The organism is Microbacterium testaceum, from assembly GCF_001476285.1.
In the GTDB taxonomy this organism is placed as follows: Bacteria; Actinomycetota; Actinomycetes; order Actinomycetales; family Microbacteriaceae; genus Microbacterium; species Microbacterium testaceum_B.
On the sequence record NZ_LDRU01000058.1, the window covers coordinates 1 to 25,105 of the forward strand.

The following is a 25,105-nucleotide window of genomic DNA, read 5'->3' on the forward strand; positions in this document are numbered from 1 at the left end:
CGCTCGGTCCGAGGACGGCGACGAGCTCGCCGGGCTCGACCTCGAGGTCGAGCCCGGCCCACAGCTCACGGCCCCCTCGTTCGAGGGCGGCGCCGCGGATGCGCAGCGGTGCCGCTGCGCTCACGCGGCGAGCGCGTCGCTCAGGGCCTTGATGTTGCTCTGCATCCACGAGATGTAAGTCTGACCCTCGGGGAGCGTTTCCGTGAACTCGATCACGGGGATGTTCTTGGTCTTGGCTTCGTCCTGCACCTTCGTGACCTCGGCACCGCCGGTCTGCGGGTTCACGATCATGACCTTGATCTGACCCGAGTCGAGGAGCTGCAGCGACTCGAGCAGGGTCGCGGGCGGCACGTCCTGTCCCTCCTCGACCGACTCGCTGAACTCGTTCGGGGTGGCGTTGTCGAGACCGGCCGCGGTGGTCAGGTACACGGGCACCGGCTCGGTCACGAAGATCTTCTGCCCGGCATCCTTCGCCTTGATCTGGTCGAGCGAGTCTTCGAGACCGGCGATCTGCTGGGTGAACGCCTCGGCGTTGGCGTTGAAGTCGGCGACGTGGTCGGGCGCGAGCTCGCCGAGCTTCGACGCAATCGCCGCGGTGAGGTCTTCGACCGTGTGCGGGTCGTACCAGACGTGCTCGTTGAAGCCCTCGATGTGGTCGTGGCCGTCGCCCTCGTCGTGCGCGTGGTCGTCAGCGCTCTCGCTCGGGGCGGGGCTCGCGTCGCTGCCGTGGGCGTCGTCGTGCGACTCGGCACCCGGGTAGTCGTGGTTGTATTCGACGGCCGTGAGCACGGGCGCCGCAGTGCCGCTCGCCTGGATGAGGCCCTCCATGAAGGAGTCGTAGCCCGCGCCGTTCTCGATCACGAGGCCGGCGTTCTTGAGCGTGAGCTGGTCTTGCGCGCTCGCCTCGTACTCGTGCGGGTCCTGCGTCGGCGAGGTGATGATCGAGGTCACGTCGACGAAGTCGCCGCCGACCGCCTCGGCGATCGAGCCGTAGACGTCGGTGGATGCCACGACGGTCACCTTGCCGTCGGCGCTCGCGGCCGAACCGGCCGAGGGAGACGCGCCAGCGCAGCCGGCGAGGGCGAGCACGGAGGCCGCACCGAGGGCGAGGGGGGCGAGGAGGCGTCGGGTCATGCGAGCCACTGTAACGGTAGTGATAACCGTTCTCAAACTCACGGCGAGAGCCATAGCGCCTTCCCAGGATGCCTGTTGGCGCGGTCGCCGGGGCGGCCTGCGGCGGCTCGCGCACGCGGCATAAACGCGATCCGCTCACATAAACGCGATGTCCCCGCGTTTATGTGCGTGGATCGCGTTTATGCCGGCGTCGGCCCCGGAACGACGATCTCGAGAGCGGGCCTCAGCGCCGCAGGATGCGGTGCGCGAGCGCGTTTCCCACGAGCTGACCGGCCTGCACGATCACCACGATGATCGCCACCGTGATCCACGTCGCCTGGGCGTTGAACTGCTGGTAGCCGTAGATGATCGCGAAGTTGCCGAGCCCGCCGCCGCCGATGTACCCCGCCATCGCCGACATGTCGACGACCGCGATGAACATGAACGTGTAGCCGAGGATGAGCGGCGCGAGCGCTTCGGGGATGACCACCCCGAACAGCACGCCGATGCGCCGCGCGCCCACCGCGCGAGCCGCCTCGACGGTTCCCGGATCCACGGCGACGAGGTTTTGTTCGACCACGCGGGCGATCACGACCGTGGCCATGATCGTGATGGGCACGATCGCGGCATCCGTCCCCAGCGTCGTCCCCGTCACCGCACGGGTGACCGGGGCCACCGCGGTGAGGAAGATGATGAACGGGATCGGGCGGATGAGGTTGATCACGAGGTTCGCGACGAAGAAGACGACGCGGTTCTCGAACAGATTGCCGGGGCGGGTGGCGTAGAGCAGGGCGCCGATGGCGAGTCCCGCGATGCCCGAGATGAGCAGCGACACCGCGACCATGTAGACGGTCTCGCCGATCGACTGCAGCAGCACCGGCGTCAGGGTGTGCCATTTGTTCATGCGCGGGCCTCCTCGACGTTCGGCACCACGACGTCGGTGTGGGAGCGGAGCTCGGCCACGACGGCATCCAGGTCGTCGGTGTGCACCCGATACGTGAGGGTGCCGAGCTGCTTGCCGAGCACGTCGGTCACTCCGCCGTAGACGACCGAGTGCCGTGCGCCGTGGCGGTGGAACACCTCGGACACGTCTTCGCTCGTGAACTCGTTGACCTCGACGCTCACCAGCGCGCCGCCGCCCGCGGCGAGCGCCGCCAGCGCCTCACCCGACGGCACGCCCTGCGTCACCGCGGCGACGAACCGCTTGGTCAGCTCCGCCCGCGGGTGCGCGAACACGCGATATGTGTCGCCGCTGTCGACGACGCGTCCGCCGTCCATCACGATGACCTGATCGCAGAGCTCGTGCACGATCGAGATCTGGTGCGTGATGACCACGATCGTGATGCCCAGGCGCCGATTGATCTCGCGGAGCAGGTCGAGAACCTCGGCGGTGGTCTGCGGGTCGAGGGCGCTCGTCGCCTCGTCGGCGAGGAGGATCCGCGGGTTCGTCGCGATCGCGCGCGCGATGCCGACGCGCTGCTTCTGTCCGCCCGACAGGCGCCGCGGGTACTGCTTCGCCTTGTCGCCGATGCCGACGAAATCGAGTAGCTCCGCCACCCGCTTGTCGCGATCGGACTTTTTCCACCCCGCGACCTTGAGCGGGTACGCGACGTTGGCCGCGACCGTGCGCGAGGAGAACAGGTTGAACTGCTGGAAGATCATGCCGACGCGGCGGCGCAGGTCGCGTAGCGTCGCCTCGCTGGCATCCCCCACGTCCACTCCCAGCACCTCGACGGTGCCCGAGGTGGGCTTCTCGAGGCCGTTCAGCAGCCGCACGAGCGTCGACTTGCCCGCGCCGGAGTACCCGATCACCCCGACGATCGACCCCTCCTCCACGCTCACCGTGACGTCGTCGACGGCCGTGGTGGTGGAACGGCGGTCGGTGCGGAAGCCCTTCGTGACGCCCCGCAGCTCGATGACCGCGGTCATCCCTTCTGGGCCTTGAGGGCGTCCTCGAGGCTGGTGAGCTCGTCCTGCAACTGCGCACCGGTCCACTCGGTCTTGAACTGCAGGTTGCCCTGGTTGAGCTCGGTGACCGCGGCCTCCACCTCGGGCGAGTGGTACGCGGCGACGAGCTTCTCCCAGCGCGGGTCGTCCTTCTTGTCGTCGCGGACGACGAAGGCATTGATGTACGGCGCGAGCTGCGGGTTGTTCAGGTCTTCCTTGAAGATGATGAGCTCGTCGCCGAGCCCGCCCTTCTGCGCCTGCGTGTTGTTGACGATCGCGGCCTGGGCGCTGCCGTCCTTGAGCGCGGTGACCGTCTGGTTGGTGTCGACCGGCAGCAGCTCGACCTTGGAGGTCACGATGTCGGCGGGCGTCGAGAGGGCGGTGCCGCCGTCCTTGAGGGTGAGCAGGCCGGCGGTCTGCAGGTTGAGCAGGCCACGCGCGAGGTTGGTGGGGTTGTTGGGGATCGCGACCTTCGCGCCCTCGGGCAGGTCTTTCACGTCCTGGTACTCCTCGGAGTACAGCGCGAGCGGGTACACCGCGGTCGCACCGACCGGCACGAGCGAGCCGTTGTTCTCGACATTGAACTGCGACAGGTAGATGAGGTGCTGGAAGAGGTTCACGTCGAGCTCGCCGTCTTGCACGCCCTGGTTGAGCTGCACGCCGTCGTTGATCGTGCGCACCTCGAGGTCGATGCCTTCGCCTGCGAGCTTCTGCTTCAGCACCGTCCAGTGCGCCTCGTTGCCGTCGTCGGCACCGAGGACGATGCGGGACGAGTCGTCTTCGGATGCCGCCCCTCCCGCGCACCCGGTGAGGGCGAGGAGGAGGGCTGCGGTGGAGGCGCCGAGGATCGTGGCCAGGCGTGCGGTGGTGCGTGAAGTCATGACTCCACGTGAACATGCGCACCGCGCGAGGCTCAACCGGACCGTCACGCGCGGTAACCGGTCGTCGCGCGGCGTCATCGATTCGACGGACCGCGTGCTCGATGGCATCCGGAATCGACGTGGACGCTCGTCAGCCCCTCCCCCGAACGTCCGTGGCGGAGGGGCTGACGTCGTCGATCACGGGGTCGTGAGGACCGCCCCGTCGACCCAGGCTTGGGCGGTGCCGCTGTTCTTGTAGAAGTACAGCAGCGCCGACGTCGCCGTGGATCCGGTGGTGAAGGTGACCGAGGCCTGCTTCCAGTGGCTGGCGGTCACCGGCGTCGAGACCTCGTAGCCTCCGAAGTTCTTGGCGCCGATGTACACGGGCTCACCGGCCGCCGACTTGGCGAATCCGCTGAACGTGTACGTCGTGTTCGGGGTCAGCCCCGACACCACCTGGTACACGCCCTTGCCCGCGCCCGTGAAGGTCGCGGCGTTGCGTCCGTCGTAGACGTTCGTCGACACGACGGATGCCGCGCCCTCGACCGACCAGGAGCTCAGGTCACCGCTCTCGAACCCGGGGTTGAGAACACCGGCGTTGGTGAGCTCCAGCTCCGCGAGCTGCAGACGGTAGACCTGCGACGACCCCTCGGTGACCGGCTGACCCTGCTTCGTCGCCGTGAGGCGGACGTACCGGTACGACGCCTTCCCGGTCGAGAACACCTGCGGTCCCGCGACCTTCTGGCCCGCTTTGTACCCCGTCTTCGTGACGAGCGATGTCCAGGTCGAGCCGTCGTTCGAGCCCGCGAGCGTGAAGTCGACCGGGAAGCTCGAGCCGTCGGCATCCTGATCATCCCGCGGCCAGAGAGTCGCGGTGTCGAAGGACTTTGCGCTGCCGAGGTCGAGCTGCACCCACTGGGTGGCCTGGGCCGTCGACGTGGAATCCGAGGTGAACCCCTGCGAGATCCCGCCGGTGTCGGAGGCGTCGTAGGTGTGGCGACGACCGTCGACGAGCTTTGCTCCACCCCAGCCGCCGCCGGTGTAGCTGCTCGAGCTCGTCACGATGCTCGCCCGCGCCACGTTCGTCGACGAGGTGGGCGTGCTCAGCGGAACGGCACCCGCGGCCTGCGTCGACGGGCTCAGCACGAACAGCGAGACCGATTTGGCGGGCATGGTCACCTGCGACGACCACGTGGATGCCGGCGCGGAGACGTTCACGCTGGACGGGCGCAGCAGTTCGTTGGGGCCCGTCGTGCGGTTGCGGGTTCCGGCGGACCAGTCGGCGTAATAGTTGCCCGACGTGGCGTTGACGTCGTACCGGGTGACCGAGAAGTTCGACGATGCGAACGGGAGCGCACTCGCCGACAGCGAGACGGTGGAGGCGTCGCTGCCGTCGTTCCAGGCGAGGAACGCGGTCGTCTTGCTGCCGGTGTCGCCGGTGGCGATGGCGCCGACCGACCGGTCGGTGGGCGCTCCGGAGGTGGTGGACGTCAGCACGGTGGACGGCATGAGGTCGACCATCTCGAACACGTTGCCGATGGCCTTGCGGTGTCCTTCCACGGTCAGCAGACCGAGGTCGGTGGAGAAGTCCGCGGTGGGGTTCCACCCCTCGACCGGGCTGAAGAAGAACACCCCGTTGAGGGTGGGCTGCAGCAACGCTGAGGTCAGGCGACGGGCCGTGTAGGAGGCGAGCACGTTCGTGTCCGCGTCCCCGCCGGGGGTGGAACCGAACGCCGCCGTGGTGTGCCACTCGGTGATGTACTGCTTCTTCGCCGGGATCTTGCGCGACGACAGCATCCCCGCCACGGTCGCCGACTCCGAGAAGTCGTTGCCGCCGTAGTCGTGCCAGCTGATGAAGTCGAACGGCACGCTCGGGTTGGCTGCGATGTAATCCAGGAACGACCCCATGATCGACGCGTTGATGTCGTAGACCGCGGGACCACCGATCTGCGCGGTGGAGTCGGTGTCCTTCACCGCCTTCGCCGAGGCCGCGTACAGATCGTTGAACGCGGATGCGCCCGACTTCCAGAACGAGAAGTCGGGCTCGTTCCAGACCTCCCAGTTGAGTCCGGTGTGCCCCAGATCGGAGTAGTGCTTCACGGTGGTCGAGACCACCGTCGACCAGTCCGCGTAACTGGAGGGGGCCGTGAACTTGTCCTTCGCCAGCGCCCCCGGCATGTAGCTGAGCGTGAACCACGGGACCATCCCCTGGTCGAACAGCGGCAGCACCACCGAGTCGAGCTTCGTGAAGTCGAACGTCAGTGCGCCGGCGGAGTTGCGGGCGACGAGCCCGTAGAAGTCGTCGTCGAAGATGTGGTCGATGCGCACGGAGCGCACGCCCGTGGAGTTGACCTGGCCGAGCGTCTCGGGCAGCAGGTGGAGGTTCTTGGTGACGGCGTAGCCGCCCTGTGAACCGTTGAGCAGTCGGGCGTCATCGAGTTGCTGGCCCGCATCGGTGCCGTACGTGGCGCTGAACGTGACGGTGCTCGCCGCCACCGCGGGCGGCGCGGATGCACCCGCCAGCACGAGGGCCCCGATCACGACCCCCACGGTCGCATTCCTTCTGATGGACACGTTCGTCCTCTCCTCTTCATCGAGAACCCGGCGGCGTCATCGCCGTCGGGGGTGGCAGGCCGGCCGCCGTCACGGTCGGCCTGCCACGGCCTCCACGGCAGAGCATCGCGCGGGCGCGGTCCTGCCGTCTCCGTGTGTGGGCGGCAGGGGCGGGATGCGCCCCTGCCGCCGTCTGCTCAGCCCTCGAGCCAGCGCTGGTTGTCGCCGCCGTTGCACCACCACAGGTTCGCGGCCGTGCCATTGCCGGTGTTGTTGCCGTACACCTCGAGGCAGAGTCCGCTCGCCGCGTTGGAGATCGCGTTGTATCCACCGGTGGCCGAGGCGATGTTCCACTTCTGCACGGCGACGTCGGCGCAGGTCACCTGCACCATGACCGCTCCCGCGGAGGTACTCGCATCCTTCGGAGCGAGGCATTTGCCGCTGTTGACGTTGATGATCTTGTACGACGAGCCCGTTGCCTGCAGCGTCCATCTCTGGTTCGCGCCCCCGTTGCACGAACCCTGGTTGACCGGCGCTGCCTCACTTGTGCTCAGACCCCATACGTCGAGGCACTGCGAGCTATGGGCGACCTGGAGCGCCAACTCGGTCTTTCCGAGAGGTGCGCCGAGGACGGGCCAGCCGTTGGCGTAGGAGAGGGGGCGGATGTCCAGGCTTTCTCGACCGTTGTTGGTGGCGGCGTAGTAGTGGTAGCCGAAGAAGGCTGACGAACCGTTGGTGAAGACGTCGCCGCCGCCCGCGGCGACACGCGGATAGGTGCCCTTCAGGACGACGGTGCCTCCGCCGTCGACCATGCTCTTCCCGCTCATGTCCGTGTACGGGCCGGTCACCGAGGTCGATCGCGCCACCGTGGTGTAGTACGTGCTGCTCGTCCCTGAACAGCACAGCCCCTTGGATCCGTACAGGTAGAAGTAGTCGCCGTCGCGGTGGATGGATACGCCCTCGACGCCCGTCGCGATCTTCCAGAGGTTGTTGTCGCTCGTCGAGAGCTTGCCGGTGGTCTCGTCCACGACGTGCATGTAGACGGCACCGCCGGTCCACGAGCCCCACGATACGTACAGACGGTTGTCACCGCCCCGGACGACATCGGGGTCGATCGGGTAGTTGACGTCCGTCACGATGCCCTCATCGGTCCACGGCCCGGCCGGGTCGGTCGCGGTGAGCAGGCCCATCACGGCGGAGGAGGTGCCCCAGACGGAAGCCCCGTAATAGAGGTAGTACTTCCCGTTGAAGAAGTTGATGTCGGGCGCCCAGATGTTCGGCGGGGTCTTGCCGAGCTTCTGGGTGATCCAGGCGGGCGTGCTCGCCCACGTGTTGCCGACCTTGACCCAGTTCGTCGTCGCGGGCGTATCGCAGGTGCGATAGACCATGACCGCTCCGGCGGCATTGTTCGGGTCGTTCTCGAAGCCGGTCGAGAAGGCGTAGGTGCACGAGCCGACCGTGATCAAGGACGGGTCGTGCAACCGTGTCTCGCCGCTGAGGGCATTCGCGGGTGGTGCGGCGATGAGCCCCGCGAGCACGAGCGCGAACGCTCCGAGAGCGACGACCGTGCGCAAGAGACGCACCGCCTCCCGGCCTTTCGTGATGGACGACGACGATGTCATTTCGACTCCTTTATCGATGTGCATGTTGTGTCTTGCGGGGCTCTCCGCCCGGCATCCACCGGACGGAGAACGCGCTGTCGTGTCTCCGGTTCGTCCGCCTATCGGAGAAGAGCAGAGGCCGTCGCGGGATAGGTCGCGTGGAAGAGATGAGTGCCCGCCCCGACCCTGATGTCGAGGTCTAACAGGTCCACTTGCGCCCTCGTGCCCTGCGGGACGACGACTTCGAGCCGGATGCCGTCCGCCTCGCGGTTCCACCTCACAGCGGCGCCTCCGTACGGCGTCATGACCTCGGTCTCGGCCCAGTCCACGCCGTCCACCGGACGAGGGGCGACGAGGATCTCGCCGTAGCCCGGCTCCGCAGGAGCGAGCCCTCCGAGGACACGATGCATCCAGTCCGCGACAGCACCCAAGGCGTAGTGGTTGAAGGAGGTCATCTCCCCCGGGTTCACGGTCCCGTCCGGGAGCATCGAGTCCCACCGCTCCCAGATCGTCGTCGCCCCCATCCGAACGGGATAGAGCCACGACGGACACTCCCTCTGCAGGAGCAGGCGTCCGGCCGTCGGCACTTGGCCCGTCGAGCTGAGAGCATCGAGAATGAACGGCGTGCCGGCGAAACCGGTGGAGATCCGGTAGTCGCTCTTGGCGACGAGCTCGGCCAGACGGGCACCCGCCCACTGCCGTTCCTCCTCATTCAGCAGACCGAAGACGATGCTCAAGGCGTACGCGGTCGTGCAGTCGTTCCGCAGACGCTTGAGCGCTGCATCGACGTAGGCGACGCGGTACGCCGCGCGGACGCGCCCGGCGAGTGCGTCGAGCACGTCCCGATCATCGAAGCGCTCGAGGACCTCAGCGCTTCGCGCCGTGAGAACGACCGTGCGGTAGAAACTGGCCGTGGCGACGAGACCGGTGTCGGCCTTCGCCTTCTCCGGCGACTCCGGTGGGGCATCCGGATCGAGCCAGTCTCCGAACTGGAACCCCTCGTCCCAGAGGCCCGAGGGCGATAGCAGGGACTCGACCCGCCGCACGTGGGCGAGCATCGAGTCGAAGGACTCCTCGAGGACCCGGAGATCGCCGTTCGCCTGCCACACCGCCCACGGCACCCAGACGGCCGCGTCGCTCCAGATGGCTGTCGAGTCCATGGGCGTGAACTCCGGCGGCATCCCGGCGTGCTTGAGCACATCGGGGACGACGTAGGGCACGAGACCGCCCTGCGCCTGCTGCTCCGCTCGGAGGTCGCGCAGCCAATCACGCAGGAAGTCTCCGACGTCGAAGAGGAACGCTGCGGTCGGTGCGAAGACGGCGATGTCACCGGTCCACCCCAGACGCTCATCGCGCTGGGGGCAGTCGGAGGGAATGTCGAGGAAGTTGCCGCGGGTGCTCCATACGACATTGCGGTGCAGCGTGTTGAGCGCTTCGTTGGAGCTGCGGAACGTCCCGATCCGCGGCATCTCCGAACTCACCACCACCGCGGTGAGCGCGGACGGGTCGAAGGCCTCGACCCCTCCGGGCCAGCCGTCGATCTGCACGTAGCGGAAGCCGTGGAAAGTAAAGGTGGGTTCGAAAACATCGCGACCGCCCGACAGCACGAATCGATCGGTCGCCGTCGCAGACCGTAGCGGGCGGAGTGCGAGTTCGCCGTCTTCCAGCACCTCGGCGTGGCGGAGAACGATCTCCGAACCGCGTTCGCCCGTCACCTCGCATCGCACCCAACCGACCAGATTCTGGCCGAAATCCACGATGAGAGCGCCGGATGGAGACGTCCATGTGGCCTTGGGCGACACCTCTCCCTGACGGCGAACGGGCGGACCGACGTATGGCTCGAAGCGAGACAAGTCATCCTCGAGGAGGCGCACGGGAACCGACGCCCCCGGGGTCTCGCGGAGCCGGGCGTCGATCGTCTGACCACGGTAGAGGTCGTCGCTGATCGTGGCGCTTCCGCGAGCGGCCCACGTGGCGTCCGTCCCGAAGAGGCGCACGCTGCCGTCCTCGTAGCGCACCTCGAGCTCGGCGATGCCGGCGAGGTCGTCACCGTAGACCGCCGAAGCCCCCATCCATGTGAGGTTGCCGCGGTACCACCCGTTGCCGAGCTCGAGTTCGATCTCCACGTCGGAACGGTCGCGCACCAGCTCGATCACGTCGGCTTCGGCGACGCGGATGCGCCACTCGTAACTCGACCACCCCGGCGTGAGGACGTCTTCGGACACCGCGGCTCCGTCGATACGAGCCTCCACGATGCCGAGTGCGGAATACCGAAGCACCGCCGATACGACGGGACTTGCCGAGGCGATGTCCACGCGCGCATGCAGGACGGGCGCGGAGTCGAGCGCTGCACCGGGTGTGATCAGAGAAGCGACGGAGAACGGCGACCCGGTCATCCCTTCACCGCCCCACTGGTCATTCCGGCGACGATCTGGCGGTTGAAGAAGATGTACATGATGAGGGGAGGGATCGTGATGAGGAGGATGTCGGCGAAGAGGAGGTTGTACTGGTTCGCCGCCATGCCGCCGGCGTAGTTGTAGAGGGTGAGCTGGACGGTCGCGTTCTGATCGCCGGGGAGGAAGTAGAGCGGGTTGGCGAAGTCGTTGAAGACAGCGACCGACTGCACGACGATCGACGTCACGATCACCGGCTTCAGCAACGGCAGCACGACACGGAAGAACAGACGGATGGGACCCGCGCCGTCGATCACCGCGGCCTCGTCCAACTCCCGCGGGATCGTGGCCACGAAGGCGCGGAACAGCAGGATGCAGAAGGACAGACCGAACGTCGCCTCGATGAGGACGAGTCCGGGCAGCGTCTTGAACAATCCCAGGCGCTGCAGCACCCAGATGGTGGGGACGACCGCCGGCGGGACGATGAGTCCGGCGAGCACGAAGAAGGTGATGACGCCGTTCCATCTCGACTGACGACGCGACAGGATGTAGCCGACCATCGCGGACAGCACGACCATGATCGTCACGCTCGCCACCGTCAAGACGATGCTGTTGACGAAGGCGCGCACGAGGAGGCCGTTGCGGTCCGACAGGACGGTGACGATGTTGTCCCAGAGCACCCACTTGTCCGGGAGCGAGAAACCGAGGAGCGAAGCGCCCTGCGTTGTCTTCGATGCCGTGATGAGAATGAAGGCGAACGGCACAAGGAAGACCAGTACCGAGACGGCGATGGCCACGGCGCCGACGATCCATCGGCGCAGCTGTGTCCGCCTCATGACTCCACCCCCCGACGGCCGATGTAGGAGGCGAGAGGGATCATGATCGCCGCCACGATGACGAAGAGGACGACGTTGCCCGCGGTCGAGAGTCCGTAGAAGCCCGCTTGGTACTGCTTGTAGATGACGGATGCCACCACATCGGAGCTGAAGCCCGGGCCTCCCTTGGTCATCGCCCAGATGAGGTCGAACGAGCGCAGACCGCCGATGAGGGAGAGGATGATGACGGTTCCGGTGGCGGGCCACGACAGCGGGAAGATGATGCTCCGGAAAACGGTCCACGCACCCGCCCCATCGACGCGGGCCGCCTCGAAGTACTCCTGCGGAATCGCCACGATGCCCGCGATGTAGATGAGCGTCGCGATACCGAGACCTTTCCAGACGTCGACCAGGGCGACCGACAGCAGAGCGAGGTTCGGGTCGGTCAGCCACCCGGGACCCGCGATACCCAAGGCCGCGAGTGCTTGGTTGACCACGCCGTCGAACGGGTCGAGGAGGACCTTGAAGGTTAGCCCGACGCCGATGGTGGAGACCAGGACGGGGAAGAAGGTGACGGCCCGGAGATATCCGCGGCCGATGAGGTTGCTGGTCAGCAACAGGGCCAGGGCGAACCCGAGCACCACTTTCGCGCCGCTGGTGACGACCGCGTAGATCAGGGTGTGGACGAGCGACTGCGAGAGCTGGGGGTCCTGGAAGAACTGGACGAAGTTGTCGAGACCGATGAACGTGACATCGAACAGCGTCCACCGCGTGAGACTGAAGTACAGCGACGCGAACGTCGGCACAGCGAACAGCACGACGTAGAGCAGGGATGCCGGCAGGTGGAACCAGAGCGGGTAGGTCCGTCGGGCGAAGGGATCGGTGCCGGTTCTCCGCTTGCGGCGGCGGCCGCGGCGGCGGTCGAGGTCGGGAAGGACCTGAGCCATCGTGCTTGCCATGGGTTTCTCCTAGGTGGGTGGGGAGCCGGCTGCGAGAGTTCAGGGGGAGAGCCGGCTCCCCGGTCGATCACGAGTGGATTGTGCGCGTGAGGCGCGTCACCACCCCTCGATGCCCAGCTGCTGCGCCTGCTTCTTCACGTCCTCGTCGTACGCGGCGGCGCCGTCGGCGGCCGATCGGATGCCCGATCCGACCTCGACGGAGATGTTCTCGAGGTTCGGTCCCTTGATCGGCGAGAGGAATTCGAGCGCGGAGGCGGACTTGCCCCCGTCGACGTACGACGCGATGTCGGAGACGAGCGGAGCGGCATCCGTCGGAACCTTGCAGGTGTCGATGACGTACGGGCCCGCGGCGTTGCCATTGGCGTTCTGGATGTCACAGCCCGCGGAGGAGTTCGCGAACGCGATGAACTTCTTCGCGGCGTCGAGCTGCGCACCCTCGGTGGTCTTGGGGATGTACAGGGCGGACGGCTGCCAGACCGTCAGCGTGGTGTCTGCGGCGGCGTCCGCTGGGAACGGGAAGACTCCGAGATCCGCGATCTGGTCGGGCGCGTCCTGCGCGAGCTGGCCGAGCACGACCTGAGTCAGCATCGGGTACATGGCCGCCTTGCCGCTGCCCAGCGCAGCGATTCCGTCTGCCGCTGTCGCGGAGGCGAAGTCTTGATTGAACATCCCGGCGTCGAACGCGTCCTGCAGGTGCTGGAAGCTGGTGAGCGCCGGCTGGTCGGCGTACTTCGCCTTGTTGGCGGTGTACTCCTCAGCCCACTGCGGGTCCTGCGCGAGGATGTTGCCGAAGTCGCCGAGCACGAAGAGCTGCGAGGTCCACGAGTCACCGTAGGTCTGCTCGACCGGAGTGATGCCGGCGGCCTTGATCTTCGCGGCGGCGGCCGTGAACGAGGCCCAGTCCTTGGGCACCTCGATGCCCAGGTCGGCGAAGACCTTCTTGTTGTAGACCACGGCCCCCGCGTACGACGTGCCGAGCGGAGCGCCGTAGAACCCGGCATCCGTGGAGACGACGGCCTTGAAGCCATCCGAGACGTCGGCGGCCCATGACTCGCCGGAGAGATCCGTCAGGGTCTGGTCGGGGTTCAGCGCCTGGAAGAGGGAGCCGCTGTTGTACAACAGAACGCTGTCCATCTCCCCGGTCGACAGTTGCGTCTTGACGAGGTTGTCGCCTTCGGTTCCCGTGGGACGCGGGTCCACCGTGACCGTGATGCCCGGGTTCTCCTTCTGAAAGGCTTCGGCGAGGGCCGTCACGGTCTTGACCACGGCGGCCTCGTTGTAGACGGAGACGGTCACCTCGGCATTGGCCCCGTCGCCGCCGTTTCCGGCGGAGGAGCAGGCGGCGAGGGATACCGCGACCAGGGCGGATGCGGTGAGGGCGGCGCTCGTACGAAGCGCGCTGCTGCGGGACAACATGGCTTACCTCTCTGTAAGGGTCAGGACGGCGGGCTGTGTAGATTGATCTACACACGGGTCGGAGTTACCCGCCGCGCTCAAGTTAGACGCACTTCCGTGAAAATGTCAACCGGTCTACACTGGACACGCCCAGTCATCGACGACGGAGACGCTTTGACCCCTGCCGCCCTTCCCACCCCCTCGCCCGACGCGACACCACCCGGAGGGATCGCCCCGACCCGGGCCACCATCGAAGACGTCGCGCGAGCCGCGGGCGTGTCGCGCGCCGCCGTGTCGAAGGTCATCCGGGACGCCTACGGGGTGAGTGATTCGATGCGCGAGCGCGTCAGCGCCGCGATCGCCGATCTCGGCTATCGCCCTCGCGTCGCGGCGCGTGCCATGCGCGGATCGAGCCGGACGGTGGGCGTGCAGCTACCGCGCGTCGACAACTCGTTCTTCGCGAGGATTCTCGTCGGCGTCTTCGATCATCTGGAGGGGACGGGGTACCAGACGATCCTGGCCCCCATGACGCACGCGGCCAACGGGAAGGCAGCCCTCGAGAGCCTGGTCGACCGGCAGGTGGATGCCATCATCGCGGTCGCCCCCGCGGTGAGTCAGACATGGCTGGAACAACTCGGCCTGCGCGTCCCGCTGGTGCAGATCGGCCAGCATGACGATCCGGAGCACTACGACGTCGTCACGGGTGACGACGAAGAGGGCAGCCGTCTGGTCATGGCCCACCTGTTCGAACTGGGCCACCGCCGGATCGCTCATTTCACCGTCGATCAGAGAGCGCTCTCGGACCCACCGGCCGACCCCCACCTCGCCCGCACCCGAATCTACGACGAGCTCATGACCGAGCGCGGGCTGCCCACCGATACTCGCGCCATCCCCCTGACGGAAGAGGCGGCCTACGCGGAGACGATCTCGCTCCTGTCCCTCGCCGACCCGCCCACGGCCCTGTTCGCCGGACACGATGAACTCGCGCTCGGCGCCCTGCGTGCAAGTGCCGAGCGGGGCCTCGGACCCGAGGAGTTCTCCGTCGTCGGTTACGACGACGTCCCCATCGCGTCGCATCCGCTGATCGGACTCACCACCATCGACCAGTTCGGCGAGGAGATGGGCTTCCTCGCGGCCTCGCTGGTGCTCGAGAGGATCTCGGGCCGCACGGGATCCGTCCTCCGGCAGACGGATCCCGTGCTGCGCGCGCGGCGGTCCAGCGCTCGGATCTCGTCGGCGACGCAGGCGGCAGGCGCCGACTGATCCGTTCTCACCGTGGGCGATGACCTCGTCAGCCACCGGCGCAGCCTTCGCCGTCCCCGAGCCGGATAGCCTGGAACCGATGCCACGGGATGAGAACGCGCGAAGAAGACTCACCCGGATGCCACCCCAGGGGGCGGTCGTTGCCGTCCTGGCCCTCGCGGGGTTGTGCTCGTCGTTCATGTTCACCCTCGTGGTGCCCATCCAGTCGCAGCTCCCGACGCTGCTGAACGCCTCGCGCGACGACACCGCCTGGGTCGTGACCTCGACGCTGCTGGCGGCCGCCGTGTTCACGCCGATCGCCGGGCGCCTGGGCGACATGTACGGCAAGCGCCGCATGGTGCTCGTGCTCCTCGCGGTGATGATCGCCGGGTCGGTGATCGCTGCTGTCTCGGGCGGCATCGTCGGTCTGATCGTCGGCCGCGCTCTGCAGGGCGCGGTGGTGGGCGTCGTGCCGCTCGGCATCTCGATCATGCGTGACGTGCTGCACGAGAACCGCGTCGACAGCGCGATCGCGCTGATGAGCGCGACTCTCGGCGTCGGGGGTGCGCTCGGACTCCCTATCAGCGCACTGGTCGCCGAGAACACCGACTGGCACTGGCTGTTCTGGATCGCGGGCGGACTCGGCGCCGTCGTCTTCGCGCTCGTCCTGTGGGTCGTCCCGGTGAGCGTGCTCCGCACGGCCGGACGCTTCGACTACCTCGGGGCCGTGGGCCTCGCGATCGGCCTGATCGGCGTGCTGCTCGCCGTCTCGCGCGGTAACGCCTGGGGCTGGACCTCGCCTCTCACTCTGGGGCTGGCGGCCGGAGGCATCCTGATCCTCCTTGTCTGGGGCTGGTACGAACTGCGCGTCGAGAACCCGCTCCTCGACCTGCGCGTCGCCGCGCGCCGTCCGGTCCTGCTCACCAACCTCGCCTCGATCGCGATGGGCTTCGCCCTGTTCACCTCGAACGTGGCGTACCCGCAGATGCTCGAGCTGCCACTCGCGACCGGCGTAGGCCTCGGCCTGTCGCTGCTCGCCGCGAGCCTGGTCGTGATGCCCTCGGGGCTCGTGATGATGGTGCTCTCCCCCATCTCGGGAACCCTCGCCCGCACGATCGGACCGCGGGTGCTGCTCGTCGCCGGATCGATCTCGCTGATCCTCGCGTACGGCTTCAGCCTCTTCTTCTCGACCGAGGTGTGGCACTTCGTCGTCGCCAACATCCTCATCGGCTTCGGGATCGGTTTCGGCTACGCGGCCATGCCGATGCTGATCATGCGCGCCGTCCCGCCGAGCGAGACCGGGGCTTCGAACGGGCTGAACGCCCTCGCGCGCTCGCTCGGGACGAGCACGGCCGCGGCGATCGTCGGCGTCGTCCTCGCGACCCTGTCGACGGGGAACGGCGACACCCGCGTCCCCACGGCTCAGGCGTTCCAGGTGTCGTTCCTCCTCGGGATCGGCGCGGCGGCCGTCGCCCTCGTCCTGGCCTTGTTCATCCCGACGCGCGAGAACCCGGCCGGCGAGCGGGCATCCCTGCCCGAGTGAGCGTCAAGCCCCGCGCCGGCCTTCGCCGAGAGGGACGAACGGGTCTAGCGACTGAGCGTCTCGGCATCCACGTGGCCGACCCGACTCGGATGTCAGTCCAGCAGCAGCGCCGGCTCCTCCAGAACGGATGCCACGTCCGCGATGAACCGCGAGATCCCGTCACCGTCGACCACGCGGTGATCGAACGAACCCGAGACCGTGGTCACCCAGCGGGGGCGCACCTCGCCGTCGACGACCCACGGCTTCTGGCGGATCGCTCCGAGCGCGATGATCCCGGCCTCGCCGGGGTTGATGATCGGGGTGCCCGCATCCACTCCGAAGACGCCGATGTTCGTGATCGTGAACGTGCCGCCGGTCTGGTCGGCCGGGCTCGTCTTCCCCTCGCGCGCGGTGAGCGTGAGGCTCTCGAGCGCCTTCGCGAGCTCGCGCGTGTTCATCGCCTGCGCGTCCTTGATGTTCGGCACGAGGAGGCCGCGGGGGGTGGCGGCGGCGATGCCGAGGTTGACGTAGTGGCGCACTGAGATCTGCGCACCGTCCTCGGTGTCGACCCAGGCGGCGTTGATCATCGGCGTGCGGCGCAGGGCCCAGATGACGGCGCGCGCCATGATCAGCAGCGGCGAGATCTTCACGTCGGCGAAGTCGGGCGAGGCCTTCAGGCGCTTGACGAGCTCCATCGTGCGCGACGCGTCGACGTCGACCCACACCGAGACGTGGGGGGCCGAGTAGGCGCTCGAGGTCATGGCGTTCGCGGTGGCCTTGCGGACGCCTCGGACGGGGATCGACTCCTCGCGGGCGTCGGCGACCGGCGCCGGGGCGGCCGGGGCGGGAACGGGGATCGTCTCTTCGCGCACCTCGCCCCATGCGGGCGTCTCGATGTTGCGGAAGACGCTCGCCTGTTCCGCGTGCTTCACGACGTCGTCGCGGGTGACCTCGCCGGCCGGGCCGCTGGGGGTGACCGCCGACAGGTCGACGCCGAGATCGCGAGCGAGCTTGCGGATCGGGGGCTTCGCGACCACACCGACGGATGCCTTTACGGGACGCTCCGCGGGCTTGCGGCGACGCGAAGACACCGCACCGCCCGTGCCGTAGCCGACGAGCACCGCTCCGCCCGGGTCGGTGGGCTCGGGAACCGTGACGGGTTCCGCGGGCGCCGGGGCAGCGGCATCCGAAGATCCGATCGTGATGATCGGCGCACCGACCTCGACGGTGGACCCCTCGGATGCCAGGAGCTCGCCGACCGTGCCCGAGTAGGGCGAGGGCAGCTCGACGAGCGACTTCGCCGTCTCGATCTCGACGATCACGTCGTTGACCGCGACGCTGTCGCCGGGGGCGACGCGCCACTGCACGATCTCGGCCTCGGTGAGGCCCTCTCCGACGTCGGGGAGAACGAAGGTCTGCTCGGTCACGGGGTGTCCTTTGCTCGCGAGACTGCATCGGGCTGACGAGACAGCGGCAGAATGTCGCGGTTTCGTCAGCGAAATGAAGTCTCGCGGATCATGGGTCAGTAGGCCAGCGAGCGGTCGACGGCCTCGAGGATGCGGTCGGCGTCAGGCAGGTAGGTGCCCTCGAGCTTCGCGGGCGGGAACGGCACGTCGAAGCCCGACACGCGCAGCACGGGCGCCTCGAGCGCGAAGAACGCCTTCTCCATCACGGTCGCGGCGATCTCGGAGCCGAGGGAGGTGAAGCCCGGCGCCTCCTGCGCGTAGACCATGCGGCCGGTGCGGCGGATCGAGTCGAGCAGCGGGCCGTAGTCGACGGGAGACAGCGAACGCAGGTCGATGACCTCGCAGCTCGTCCCCTCGCTCTCGGCGAGCGCGGCCGCCTGCAGCAGGGTCGTGACCATCGCGCCGTGACCCACGAGCGTCACATCGGTACCGCGGCGGACGATGCGGCTGGCGTGCAGCGGCAGGGCGGGGGCGTCGAGGTCGACCTCGCCCTTCTGCCAGTACTTCGCCTTGGGCTCGAGGAAGATGACGGGGTCGGGCGAGGCGATGGCCTGCTGCATCATCCAGTACGCGTCGTTGGCGTTCGAGGGGCTGACCACGCGCAGACCCGCGGTGTGCGTGAAGTACGCCTCGGGGCTCTCCTGGTGGTGCTCGACCGCGCCGATGTGCCCGCCGTACGGGATGCGGATCACGACGGGCATGCGCACGCCCCCCTCGTGGCGGTTCGTGATCTTCGCGAGCTGCGAGGTGATCTGGTCGAACGCGGGGAAGACGAAGCCGTCGAACTGGATCTCGAGAACGGGCTTGAAGCCGCCCATCGCGAGACCGATCGCGGTACCGACGATGCCGGATTCGGCGAGGGGCGAGTCGATGACGCGGCGCGGACCGAAGTCTTTCTGCAGGCCCTCGGTCACGCGGAAGACGCCGCCGAGCGGGCCGATGTCCTCGCCCATGAGCAGGACGCGGTCGTCGGTCTCGAGCGCGCGGCGGAGCCCGGCGTTCAGCGCGCGGCTGATCGGCATGTTCTCGGTCATTGCGCGCCCCCTTCCATCGACGCCTCGTAGTCGTCGAGCCAGCGCTGCTCCTCCTGGATCAGCGCGTGCGCCTCGGAGTAGACGCTCTCGAACATGTGCGCGCGCGGGATCGTGCCGAGCTCGTTCGTGCGCACGCGCACGTCGTCGGCGAGAGCGGCACCCTCGGCATCCGCGTCGTCGAAGAACTGCTGCGAGGCGCCGCGGGCCTCGAGGAACGCGCGCATGCGGGCGATCGGATCGCGACGGCCCCACGACTGCTCCTCGTCCGAGGTGCGGTACTTGGTGGGGTCGTCGCTCGTGGTGTGCGCACCCATCCGGTAGGTCATCGCTTCGATCGCGCGGGGTCCGCCGCCGGCACGCGCCTCGTCGAGGGCGGTCTTCGACACGGCGTAGCTGGCGAGCACGTCGTTTCCGTCGACCTGGACACTCGGGATGCCGTATCCCTCACCGCGCTTGTACAGCGGCGAGCGCGATTGCGTGGCGACGGGGACCGAGATGGCCCACTGGTTGTTCTGGAGGAAGAAGACCTCGGGGGTCTGGAAGCTCGCGGCGAAGACCATCGCCTCGTGCACGTCGCCCTGGCTGGACGCGCCGTCGCCGTAGTAGACGATGACCGCTTCGTCGCGCTCAGGGTCTCCGGTGCCGCACTTGCCGTCGAACACGAGCCCCATCCCGAGACCCGTGGCGTGCAGCGTCTGCGCGCCGAGCACGAGCGTGTAGATGTGCGTGTTGCCGTTCTTCGGGTCGCTCGGATCCCACCCGCCGTGGGTGAGCCCTCGCATGAGCCGGATGATGTCGAGCGGGTCGACGCCGCGGATGCGGGTGACCACGTGCTCGCGGTACGAGGGGAAGATGTGGTCCTGCGCGCGAGCGGCCCGGGCGGATCCGACCTGGGCGGCCTCCTGCCCGAAGGACGGCGGCCACAGGGCGAGCTGCCCCTGGCGCTGCAGGTTGGTGGCCTGCACGTCGAACGCGCGGATCGAGACCATGTCACGGTAGAACGTCTCGAGCTCGGCGTCGGTGAGGGCGTCGATGAGCGGCAGGTAGCGCTCGGCGGCGGGCGTGGGGGCCAGCGTGCCGTCGGCTGCCAGAACGCGCACGAGAGCGGGGTCGTCGAGCGGGGTCATGCTCCCACGCTAATGCTCGCCCCATGCCGAGGACTGCATGAGGTGAACAACGGATGCCGGGATTCGGCATACGTGATCGACAATCGACACCGTGGTCCAACTGCAGGACCGACGCGGTGGAACGCGCCCGGGCGAGGGCTTCGAGGCCTCATGCGCCCCACGGGTCATGCAGATGGACCGCGCTCAGCGCGGCGCCGTCGCGGCCGCGACCTCGACGATGCGGTCGAGCGACTCCTCCTCGCCGATCGAGATCCGCACGCCGTCGCCGGCGAAGGGGCGCACCACGAGGCCCGCTTCTTCGAAGGCCGCGGCGACCTCGAGCGCCCGGCCTCCCGCGGGGAGCCAGACGAAGTTCCCCTGGGCATCGGGGACGGGCCACCCGGCATCGCGGAGGCGGGCGACGAGACGGTCGCGGCGCTCGGCGATGACGCGGACGCGCTCCAGCAGCTCGGACTCGGCGGCGAGGCTCGCGAGCGCCGCCTCTTCGGCCGCGGCCGTGACCGACAGCGGGATCGCGGTACTGCGCGCGGCATCCAGGACCCGCGTGTGGCCGATCGCGTAGCCGACGCGTAGGCCCGCGAGACCGTAAGCCTTGCTGAAGGTGCGGAGCACGACGATGTTCGGGCGGGCGATGATCGCGCGCACGCGGTCGCCCTCGACCGAGGAGGGGTCGGTCACGAATTCGGCATACGCCTCGTCGAGCACGATCAGCAGGTCGGCGGGCACGGCCTCGACGAACGCTGCGAAGTCGTCGTGCGTGACGGTGGGGCCCGTCGGGTTGTTCGGGCTGCACACGATGACCAGGCTCGTGCGCTCGGTGATCGCGGCGGCCATCGCGGGGAGGTCGTGGCGGAAGTCGTCGGTCAGGGGCACCTGCACGCTGGTGGCTCCGGCGACGGCGACGAGCGAGGGGTAGGCCTCGAAGGAACGCCAGGCGTAGACGACCTCGTCGCCCGGCCCCGAAGTCGCGAGAAGCAGCTGCGCGAGCAGAGACACGCTGCCGGCACCGATGTGCACGTCGTCGGACGAGACGCCGTGTCGCGCGGCGAGTCGTTCGCGGAGGCGGGCGGCCGTGGCATCCGGGTACCGATTGATCCCGGACGCGCCCTGGATGGCCTCGAGAACACCGGGGAGCGGGTCGAAGGGGTTCTCGTTGCTCGACAGCTTGAACGCGTCGGCGCTGGCCTGTCGGCCCTGGCGGTACGCCGGCAGGGCGGCGATCTCGGGGCGGATTCGGGGGAGGACCGGCTCTTCACTCACCCCGCGAGCCTAACCGCGGGCGGCCGTCGCGCGTCAGTCCCTCCGTGGCATCCGTCGCAAGCCCCTGCCGGACCGTGGCACCGGCGTGCCAGGGTGGGGGCATGCGCTTCGTCGTCCGCGTCGCCGTCAACGCCTTCGCCATCTGGATCGTCACGCTGCTGCCCGCCCTGCAGGTGCGGCTGATCCCCTTCGAGCCCGGGGAGTGGCTGCAGGTCGCCCTCACCCTGCTGCTCGTGGGGCTCATCTTCGCCCTGGTGAACACGATCGTCGGGACCGTGGTCAAGATCGTGGCGATCCCGCTGTACATCCTCACGCTCGGGCTCATCTCGCTCGTGATCAACGGATTCCTGCTGTGGCTGACCGCCGTCATCACCGCGAACTGGGACTGGGGCCTGCGCACCGGCGAGTTCTGGTTGACGGTCGTGGCGGCGCTGCTGATCGGCATCATCAACGCCGTGCTCGGTGGCATCCTGCGTCCGCGTCGAGACGAGCGTTCACGGCGCTGACGCGCCGGTTCGCGTCGCCCGGGTCCCCGAGCCCGTCGAAGGGATACGAACCCACGGCGTCCGGAGGAATCGGCGCGTGCGGTCGCGGCGCTTCAGCGCCATGATGGAGGGATGACCGCGAGTGCCGACGCGCCCTTCCGCGTCGTGTTCGTGTGCAGCGGCAACATCTGCCGCTCCCCCATGGCCGATGTGGTGTTCCGTCATCTCGCGGATTCCTCGGGGCTGGGCTCGCGCGTCGCCTCGTCGTCGGCCGGTACCGGGGACTGGCACGTCGGAGAACGCGCCGACCACCGCACCCTCGCGGCTCTGGAGCGTCTGGGGTACGACGGTGCGGCGCATCGCGCGCGACAGTTCCAGTACGCCGACTTCGAGCGCAACGACCTGGTCGTGGCGCTGGACCGCAGCCACGAACGCGTCCTGCGCGGCTGGGCCCGCGACGACGACGCCGCCGACAAGATCACCCTGCTGCAGTCGTTCGTTCCGGATGCCGAGACCCTCGACGTCCCCGACCCGTACTACGCCGGCCCCCCGATGTTCGACGAGGTGCTCGGTATGATCGAGAGTGCCTGCCGCGCTCTGTTCCGGCAGCTCGAGCCCGCCATCCGTTCCGCGGGCTGACCCCTTCGCGCGACCCCCGGGAGACCCGTGTCCGCTCTGCCTCCGCAGCCCCTCAGCCCGCTCGACGGGCGGTACTTCGGCACTGTCGCAGAAATCGGCGACTATCTGTCGGAGGCGGGCCTGAACCGCGCCCGCGTCGAGGTCGAGGTCGAGTGGCTCCTCGCCCTGACCGACCGCTCGCTGTTCGGCACCTCGCCGGTGTCCGACGCCGACCGTGCGCGCCTGCGTGCGCTGTACGAGGAGTTCGGCGCCGACGAGATCGCCTGGCTGAAGGAGAAGGAGGCGGTCACCCGCCACGACGTCAAGGCCGTCGAGTACCTCGTGCGCGACCGGCTCGACAGCCTCGGGCTCACCTCCCTCGCCGAGCTCACGCACTTCGCGTGCACGAGCGAGGACATCAACTCCACCGCCTACGCCCTGACCGTGCAGCGCGCCGTCGAGCGCGTGTGGCTGCCGAAGCTCCGCGCCGTCACCGCCGCCCTCGCCGAGCTCGCGGTGAAGCACCGCGACGCCGCGATGCTCTCGCGCACGCACGGCCAGCCCGCGACGCCCACGACAATGGGCAAGGAGATCGGCGTGTTCGCGTGGCGCCTCGAGCGCGTCATCCGTCAGCTGGATGCCGGGGAGTACCTCGCGAAGTTCTCGGGTGCCACCGGCACCTGGTCGGCGCACGTCGCGGCCGAGCCCGACGTCGACTGGCCGCAGCTCACGCGCGAGTTCATCGAGTCGCTCGGCCTCGGCTTCAACCCCGTCACGACGCAGATCGAGTCGCACGACTGGCAGGTCGAGCTCTACGACCGCGCGCGCCACGCGGGTGGCATCCTGCACAACCTCGCCACCGACATCTGGACGTACATCTCGCTCGGGTACTTCACGCAGATCCCCGTCGCGGGAGCCACCGGCTCGTCGACGATGCCGCACAAGATCAACCCGATCCGCTTCGAGAACGCCGAGGCGAATCTCGAGATCGCCGGTGGACTGTTCGGCACCCTGGCATCCACCCTCGTCACCAGCCGGATGCAGCGCGACCTGACCGACTCGACGACGCAGCGCAACATCGGTGTCGCCTTCGGGCACTCGCTGCTCGCGCTCGACAACCTGCAGCGCGGCCTCACCGAGATCTCGCTCGCCGAGGACGTGCTGCTGGCCGACCTCGACGTGAACTGGGAGGTGCTCGCCGAGGCCATCCAGACCGTTGTGCGCGCCGAGATCGCCGCCGGTCGCTCGACGATCACCGACCCGTACGCGCTGCTGAAGGACCTCACGCGCGGTCGCCGCGTCGGCGCCCCCGAGCTGGCCGAGTTCGTGCGCGGCCTCGACATCGGGGATGCCGCGAAGGAACGCCTGCTCGCGCTCACCCCGGCGGCGTACGCGGGCCTGGCGTCGCGGGTGGTCGACTCGCTGTAGGGCGGCGTCGCCCGGGGCCTGCTCGGCGGCGTGCCGTCAGGCGGAGTCTGCAGACGACACGCCGCGCCGCGGCACCGGGTCGCGGCGTGTCGTCCAGGAACTCCGCCTGACGGCACGCGCGCGCCCCGCGCACCGCGCGGCCCCGACAACCCGAACGGTTACGACGACCGCCCCGCCGCAGCGGTCGGCACGGCGTTCTCGGCCAGCGAGCGCGCCACCGCCTCGGCGACGCGGGCGTCCTCGGCATCCTGTCGCCGACGACGACGAGTGCGCACCCACCGCGGACCGAGAACGGCCGCGCCGATGGCCAGCAGCAGAACGACGAGCAGCGGCCACGGCACCGCCCAGCCCATGGCCGAGCCGACGACCGGGTCGAGCACCGTGGTCGACCCCGAGGCGTCGGTGACCGTGGGCGATGCCGTCACCGACGCCCAGATCATCCCCATCGCGGCGACGGCGGGAACGCGCACGGCGCGCTGCCACGACTCCCCGGGGAGCAGGATGGGAGCGGCGTCACCGGGGGTCGCATCGACCTCTCCCCAGCCGAAGGGGCCGGCGACGGCGTCGGTGTCGTCCGCCGTGAGCGAGACGTTGCCGGCGTTGTGCAGGCGGTAGTGCACGGTGGCGTCGCCGAACAGGAAGGGGACGGCACCGCCGTCCCAGTCGACGCCGACATCGTCGAGGGCGAGGGCCGGAGCGAGATCGCCGCCCACCCGGATGCCGGCCCGGATGCCGAGACGACGGTCGACGTTGACGTTCGCCGTCTGGTCGGCCACGGTGAGCGAGGTGACGACGCCGCCGGCGTAATCGCCGGGGGTGGCATCCGCGGGAATGTCGATCGTGAAGGGCACCTCGACGGTCTGCCCGGCGGGCACCGACACGTGGTGCTGCGGAACGACGATCCACTTGCCGACGCCCACCGGCTCCTCGGCGGCGAGACGCAGATCGACGGCGCCCGTCGAGGTCGTGTACCCGTCTGCCGCGTAGACGTCGAGCTCGACAGCCTCGGTGCCGCGGTTTGCGACGACGAGGCCGTCGTCGAGATGGGCTCCGGGGTTGAGCGCGTAGGAGAAGTTCGTCCGGTCGGCGCCGAGGTCGTTGGACGCGGTGCGCACGGTCCAGGTCACGTCGTCGGTCGCGGCGAACGCCGCGGGGGCGGCGACCAGGGGGACGGCGGCCACGACGGACGTCGCCAGGAACAGCGCGAGGGGACGGGAGAGGTTCTTCATGAGGGATCCTTCGGGAGGGGCCGGCGGGGAGGGGACTCCCCGCCGGCCCGGTTCGCTG

Annotated in this window: 20 protein-coding genes and 1 pseudogene; 5 read left to right on the forward strand and 16 right to left on the reverse strand. The window is 68.6% G+C overall.

Features of this window, described 5'->3' with window-relative positions:
- From NS283_RS19240 to NS283_RS10435, 11 genes and pseudogenes are all read right to left on the reverse strand, one after another.
- Nucleotides 1-124, reverse strand: a pseudogene (locus tag NS283_RS19240) (ABC transporter ATP-binding protein); the annotation flags it as partial.
- Nucleotides 121-1,134, reverse strand: a complete 1,014-nt coding sequence (locus NS283_RS10390; protein WP_058596794.1) for a metal ABC transporter solute-binding protein, Zn/Mn family — start codon at nt 1,132-1,134, stop codon at nt 121-123. The gene NS283_RS10390 and the pseudogene NS283_RS19240, both read right to left, overlap by 4 nt.
- Before the next feature lie 223 nt (nt 1,135-1,357).
- Nucleotides 1,358-2,017 (reverse strand): methionine ABC transporter permease, encoded by a 660-nt coding sequence (locus NS283_RS10395; protein WP_058596795.1) that lies wholly within the window; start codon nt 2,015-2,017, stop codon nt 1,358-1,360.
- Nucleotides 2,014-3,042 (reverse strand): methionine ABC transporter ATP-binding protein, encoded by a 1,029-nt coding sequence (locus NS283_RS10400; RefSeq protein ID WP_058596796.1) that lies wholly within the window; start codon nt 3,040-3,042, stop codon nt 2,014-2,016. The genes NS283_RS10395 and NS283_RS10400 overlap by 4 nt, the downstream gene beginning before the upstream one ends.
- A complete protein-coding gene (locus NS283_RS10405) occupies nt 3,039-3,941 on the reverse strand; it encodes a MetQ/NlpA family ABC transporter substrate-binding protein (protein WP_058596797.1) in 903 nt (300 codons plus the stop codon). The genes NS283_RS10400 and NS283_RS10405 overlap by 4 nt, the downstream gene beginning before the upstream one ends.
- A 177-nt stretch (nt 3,942-4,118) precedes the next feature.
- Nucleotides 4,119-6,470, reverse strand: coding sequence for a GH39 family glycosyl hydrolase (locus tag NS283_RS10410; RefSeq protein WP_058596798.1), 2,352 nt, complete (start codon nt 6,468-6,470; stop codon nt 4,119-4,121).
- Nucleotides 6,471-6,670: 200 nt separating this feature from the next.
- The gene (locus tag NS283_RS10415; protein ID WP_058596799.1) at nt 6,671-8,095 is read right to left on the reverse strand and encodes a family 43 glycosylhydrolase; all 1,425 of its coding nucleotides are present in this window, start codon (nt 8,093-8,095) and stop codon (nt 6,671-6,673) included.
- A 98-nt stretch (nt 8,096-8,193) separates the two neighbouring features.
- On the reverse strand, nt 8,194-10,470 hold the full coding sequence (locus NS283_RS10420; protein ID WP_058596800.1) for an alpha-L-rhamnosidase: 2,277 nt from the start codon (nt 10,468-10,470) through the stop codon (nt 8,194-8,196).
- On the reverse strand, nt 10,467-11,303 hold the full coding sequence (locus NS283_RS10425; protein WP_058596801.1) for a carbohydrate ABC transporter permease: 837 nt from the start codon (nt 11,301-11,303) through the stop codon (nt 10,467-10,469). Before NS283_RS10425 ends, NS283_RS10420 begins: the two co-directional genes overlap by 4 nt.
- A complete protein-coding gene (locus NS283_RS10430; protein ID WP_058596802.1) occupies nt 11,300-12,241 on the reverse strand; it encodes a carbohydrate ABC transporter permease in 942 nt (313 codons plus the stop codon). Before NS283_RS10430 ends, NS283_RS10425 begins: the two co-directional genes overlap by 4 nt.
- Nucleotides 12,242-12,337: 96 nt before the next feature.
- The gene (locus tag NS283_RS10435; RefSeq protein WP_058596803.1) at nt 12,338-13,657 is read right to left on the reverse strand and encodes an ABC transporter substrate-binding protein; all 1,320 of its coding nucleotides are present in this window, start codon (nt 13,655-13,657) and stop codon (nt 12,338-12,340) included.
- 153 nt (nt 13,658-13,810) lie between these two features.
- On the opposite strand from NS283_RS10435, the gene NS283_RS10440 reads away from it, so the two are divergent.
- Complete coding sequence (locus NS283_RS10440; RefSeq protein WP_241490510.1) at nt 13,811-14,899, forward strand: LacI family DNA-binding transcriptional regulator; 1,089 nt, start codon at nt 13,811-13,813, stop codon at nt 14,897-14,899.
- A gap of 118 nt (nt 14,900-15,017) precedes the next feature.
- Nucleotides 15,018-16,421: an MFS transporter gene (locus NS283_RS10445; RefSeq protein ID WP_058596804.1), complete on the forward strand. Its 1,404-nt coding sequence runs from the start codon at nt 15,018-15,020 to the stop codon at nt 16,419-16,421.
- Between the two features lie 92 nt (nt 16,422-16,513).
- On the opposite strand, the gene NS283_RS10450 is transcribed toward NS283_RS10445, so the two are convergent.
- The 4 genes from NS283_RS10450 to NS283_RS10465 all read right to left on the reverse strand — a co-directional run bounded on the left by NS283_RS10450 (nt 16,514) and on the right by NS283_RS10465 (nt 21,287).
- Nucleotides 16,514-17,827: a dihydrolipoamide acetyltransferase family protein gene (locus NS283_RS10450; RefSeq protein ID WP_058596805.1), complete on the reverse strand. Its 1,314-nt coding sequence runs from the start codon at nt 17,825-17,827 to the stop codon at nt 16,514-16,516.
- 95 nt (nt 17,828-17,922) lie between these two features.
- Nucleotides 17,923-18,900 (reverse strand): alpha-ketoacid dehydrogenase subunit beta, encoded by a 978-nt coding sequence (locus tag NS283_RS10455; protein WP_058596806.1) that lies wholly within the window; start codon nt 18,898-18,900, stop codon nt 17,923-17,925.
- A complete protein-coding gene (locus NS283_RS10460; protein WP_058596807.1) occupies nt 18,897-20,027 on the reverse strand; it encodes a thiamine pyrophosphate-dependent enzyme in 1,131 nt (376 codons plus the stop codon). The genes NS283_RS10455 and NS283_RS10460 overlap by 4 nt, the downstream gene beginning before the upstream one ends.
- A gap of 183 nt (nt 20,028-20,210) precedes the next feature.
- Entirely contained in the window at nt 20,211-21,287 is a 1,077-nt protein-coding gene (locus NS283_RS10465; RefSeq protein WP_058596808.1) for a histidinol-phosphate transaminase, read from the reverse strand.
- Between the two features lie 101 nt (nt 21,288-21,388).
- Here NS283_RS10465 and NS283_RS10470 point away from each other — a divergent pair, with 101 nt between their 5' ends.
- From NS283_RS10470 to purB, 3 genes are all read left to right on the forward strand, one after another.
- Nucleotides 21,389-21,793: a phage holin family protein gene (locus NS283_RS10470; RefSeq protein ID WP_058596809.1), complete on the forward strand. Its 405-nt coding sequence runs from the start codon at nt 21,389-21,391 to the stop codon at nt 21,791-21,793.
- A gap of 111 nt (nt 21,794-21,904) precedes the next feature.
- The gene (locus NS283_RS10475) at nt 21,905-22,411 is read left to right on the forward strand and encodes a low molecular weight protein-tyrosine-phosphatase (RefSeq protein ID WP_058596810.1); all 507 of its coding nucleotides are present in this window, start codon (nt 21,905-21,907) and stop codon (nt 22,409-22,411) included.
- A 27-nt stretch (nt 22,412-22,438) separates the two neighbouring features.
- The gene (gene purB / locus NS283_RS10480) at nt 22,439-23,818 is read left to right on the forward strand and encodes an adenylosuccinate lyase (protein WP_058596811.1); all 1,380 of its coding nucleotides are present in this window, start codon (nt 22,439-22,441) and stop codon (nt 23,816-23,818) included.
- 158 nt (nt 23,819-23,976) lie between these two features.
- Here purB and NS283_RS10485 read toward each other — a convergent pair whose 3' ends face one another.
- Complete coding sequence (locus NS283_RS10485) at nt 23,977-25,047, reverse strand: WxL protein peptidoglycan domain-containing protein (RefSeq protein WP_058596812.1); 1,071 nt, start codon at nt 25,045-25,047, stop codon at nt 23,977-23,979.
- Nucleotides 25,048-25,105 lie beyond the last annotated feature (58 nt).

Coding starts and splice junctions, on each gene's coding strand:
- NS283_RS10390 (WP_058596794.1), bottom strand. CDS start 1,134: ATGACCCGACGCCTCCTCGCCCCCCTCGCCCTCGGTGCGGCCTCCGTG.
- NS283_RS10395 (WP_058596795.1), bottom strand. CDS start 2,017: ATGAACAAATGGCACACCCTGACGCCGGTGCTGCTGCAGTCGATCGGC.
- NS283_RS10400 (WP_058596796.1), bottom strand. CDS start 3,042: ATGACCGCGGTCATCGAGCTGCGGGGCGTCACGAAGGGCTTCCGCACC.
- NS283_RS10405 (WP_058596797.1), bottom strand. CDS start 3,941: ATGACTTCACGCACCACCGCACGCCTGGCCACGATCCTCGGCGCCTCC.
- NS283_RS10415 (WP_058596799.1), bottom strand. CDS start 8,095: ATGACATCGTCGTCGTCCATCACGAAAGGCCGGGAGGCGGTGCGTCTC.
- NS283_RS10420 (WP_058596800.1), bottom strand. CDS start 10,470: ATGACCGGGTCGCCGTTCTCCGTCGCTTCTCTGATCACACCCGGTGCA.
- NS283_RS10425 (WP_058596801.1), bottom strand. CDS start 11,303: ATGAGGCGGACACAGCTGCGCCGATGGATCGTCGGCGCCGTGGCCATC.
- NS283_RS10430 (WP_058596802.1), bottom strand. CDS start 12,241: ATGGCAAGCACGATGGCTCAGGTCCTTCCCGACCTCGACCGCCGCCGC.
- NS283_RS10435 (WP_058596803.1), bottom strand. CDS start 13,657: ATGTTGTCCCGCAGCAGCGCGCTTCGTACGAGCGCCGCCCTCACCGCA.
- NS283_RS10445 (WP_058596804.1), top strand. CDS start 15,018: ATGCCACCCCAGGGGGCGGTCGTTGCCGTCCTGGCCCTCGCGGGGTTG.
- NS283_RS10455 (WP_058596806.1), bottom strand. CDS start 18,900: ATGACCGAGAACATGCCGATCAGCCGCGCGCTGAACGCCGGGCTCCGC.
- NS283_RS10460 (WP_058596807.1), bottom strand. CDS start 20,027: ATGACCCCGCTCGACGACCCCGCTCTCGTGCGCGTTCTGGCAGCCGAC.
- NS283_RS10470 (WP_058596809.1), top strand. CDS start 21,389: ATGCGCTTCGTCGTCCGCGTCGCCGTCAACGCCTTCGCCATCTGGATC.
- NS283_RS10475 (WP_058596810.1), top strand. CDS start 21,905: ATGACCGCGAGTGCCGACGCGCCCTTCCGCGTCGTGTTCGTGTGCAGC.
- NS283_RS10485 (WP_058596812.1), bottom strand. CDS start 25,047: ATGAAGAACCTCTCCCGTCCCCTCGCGCTGTTCCTGGCGACGTCCGTC.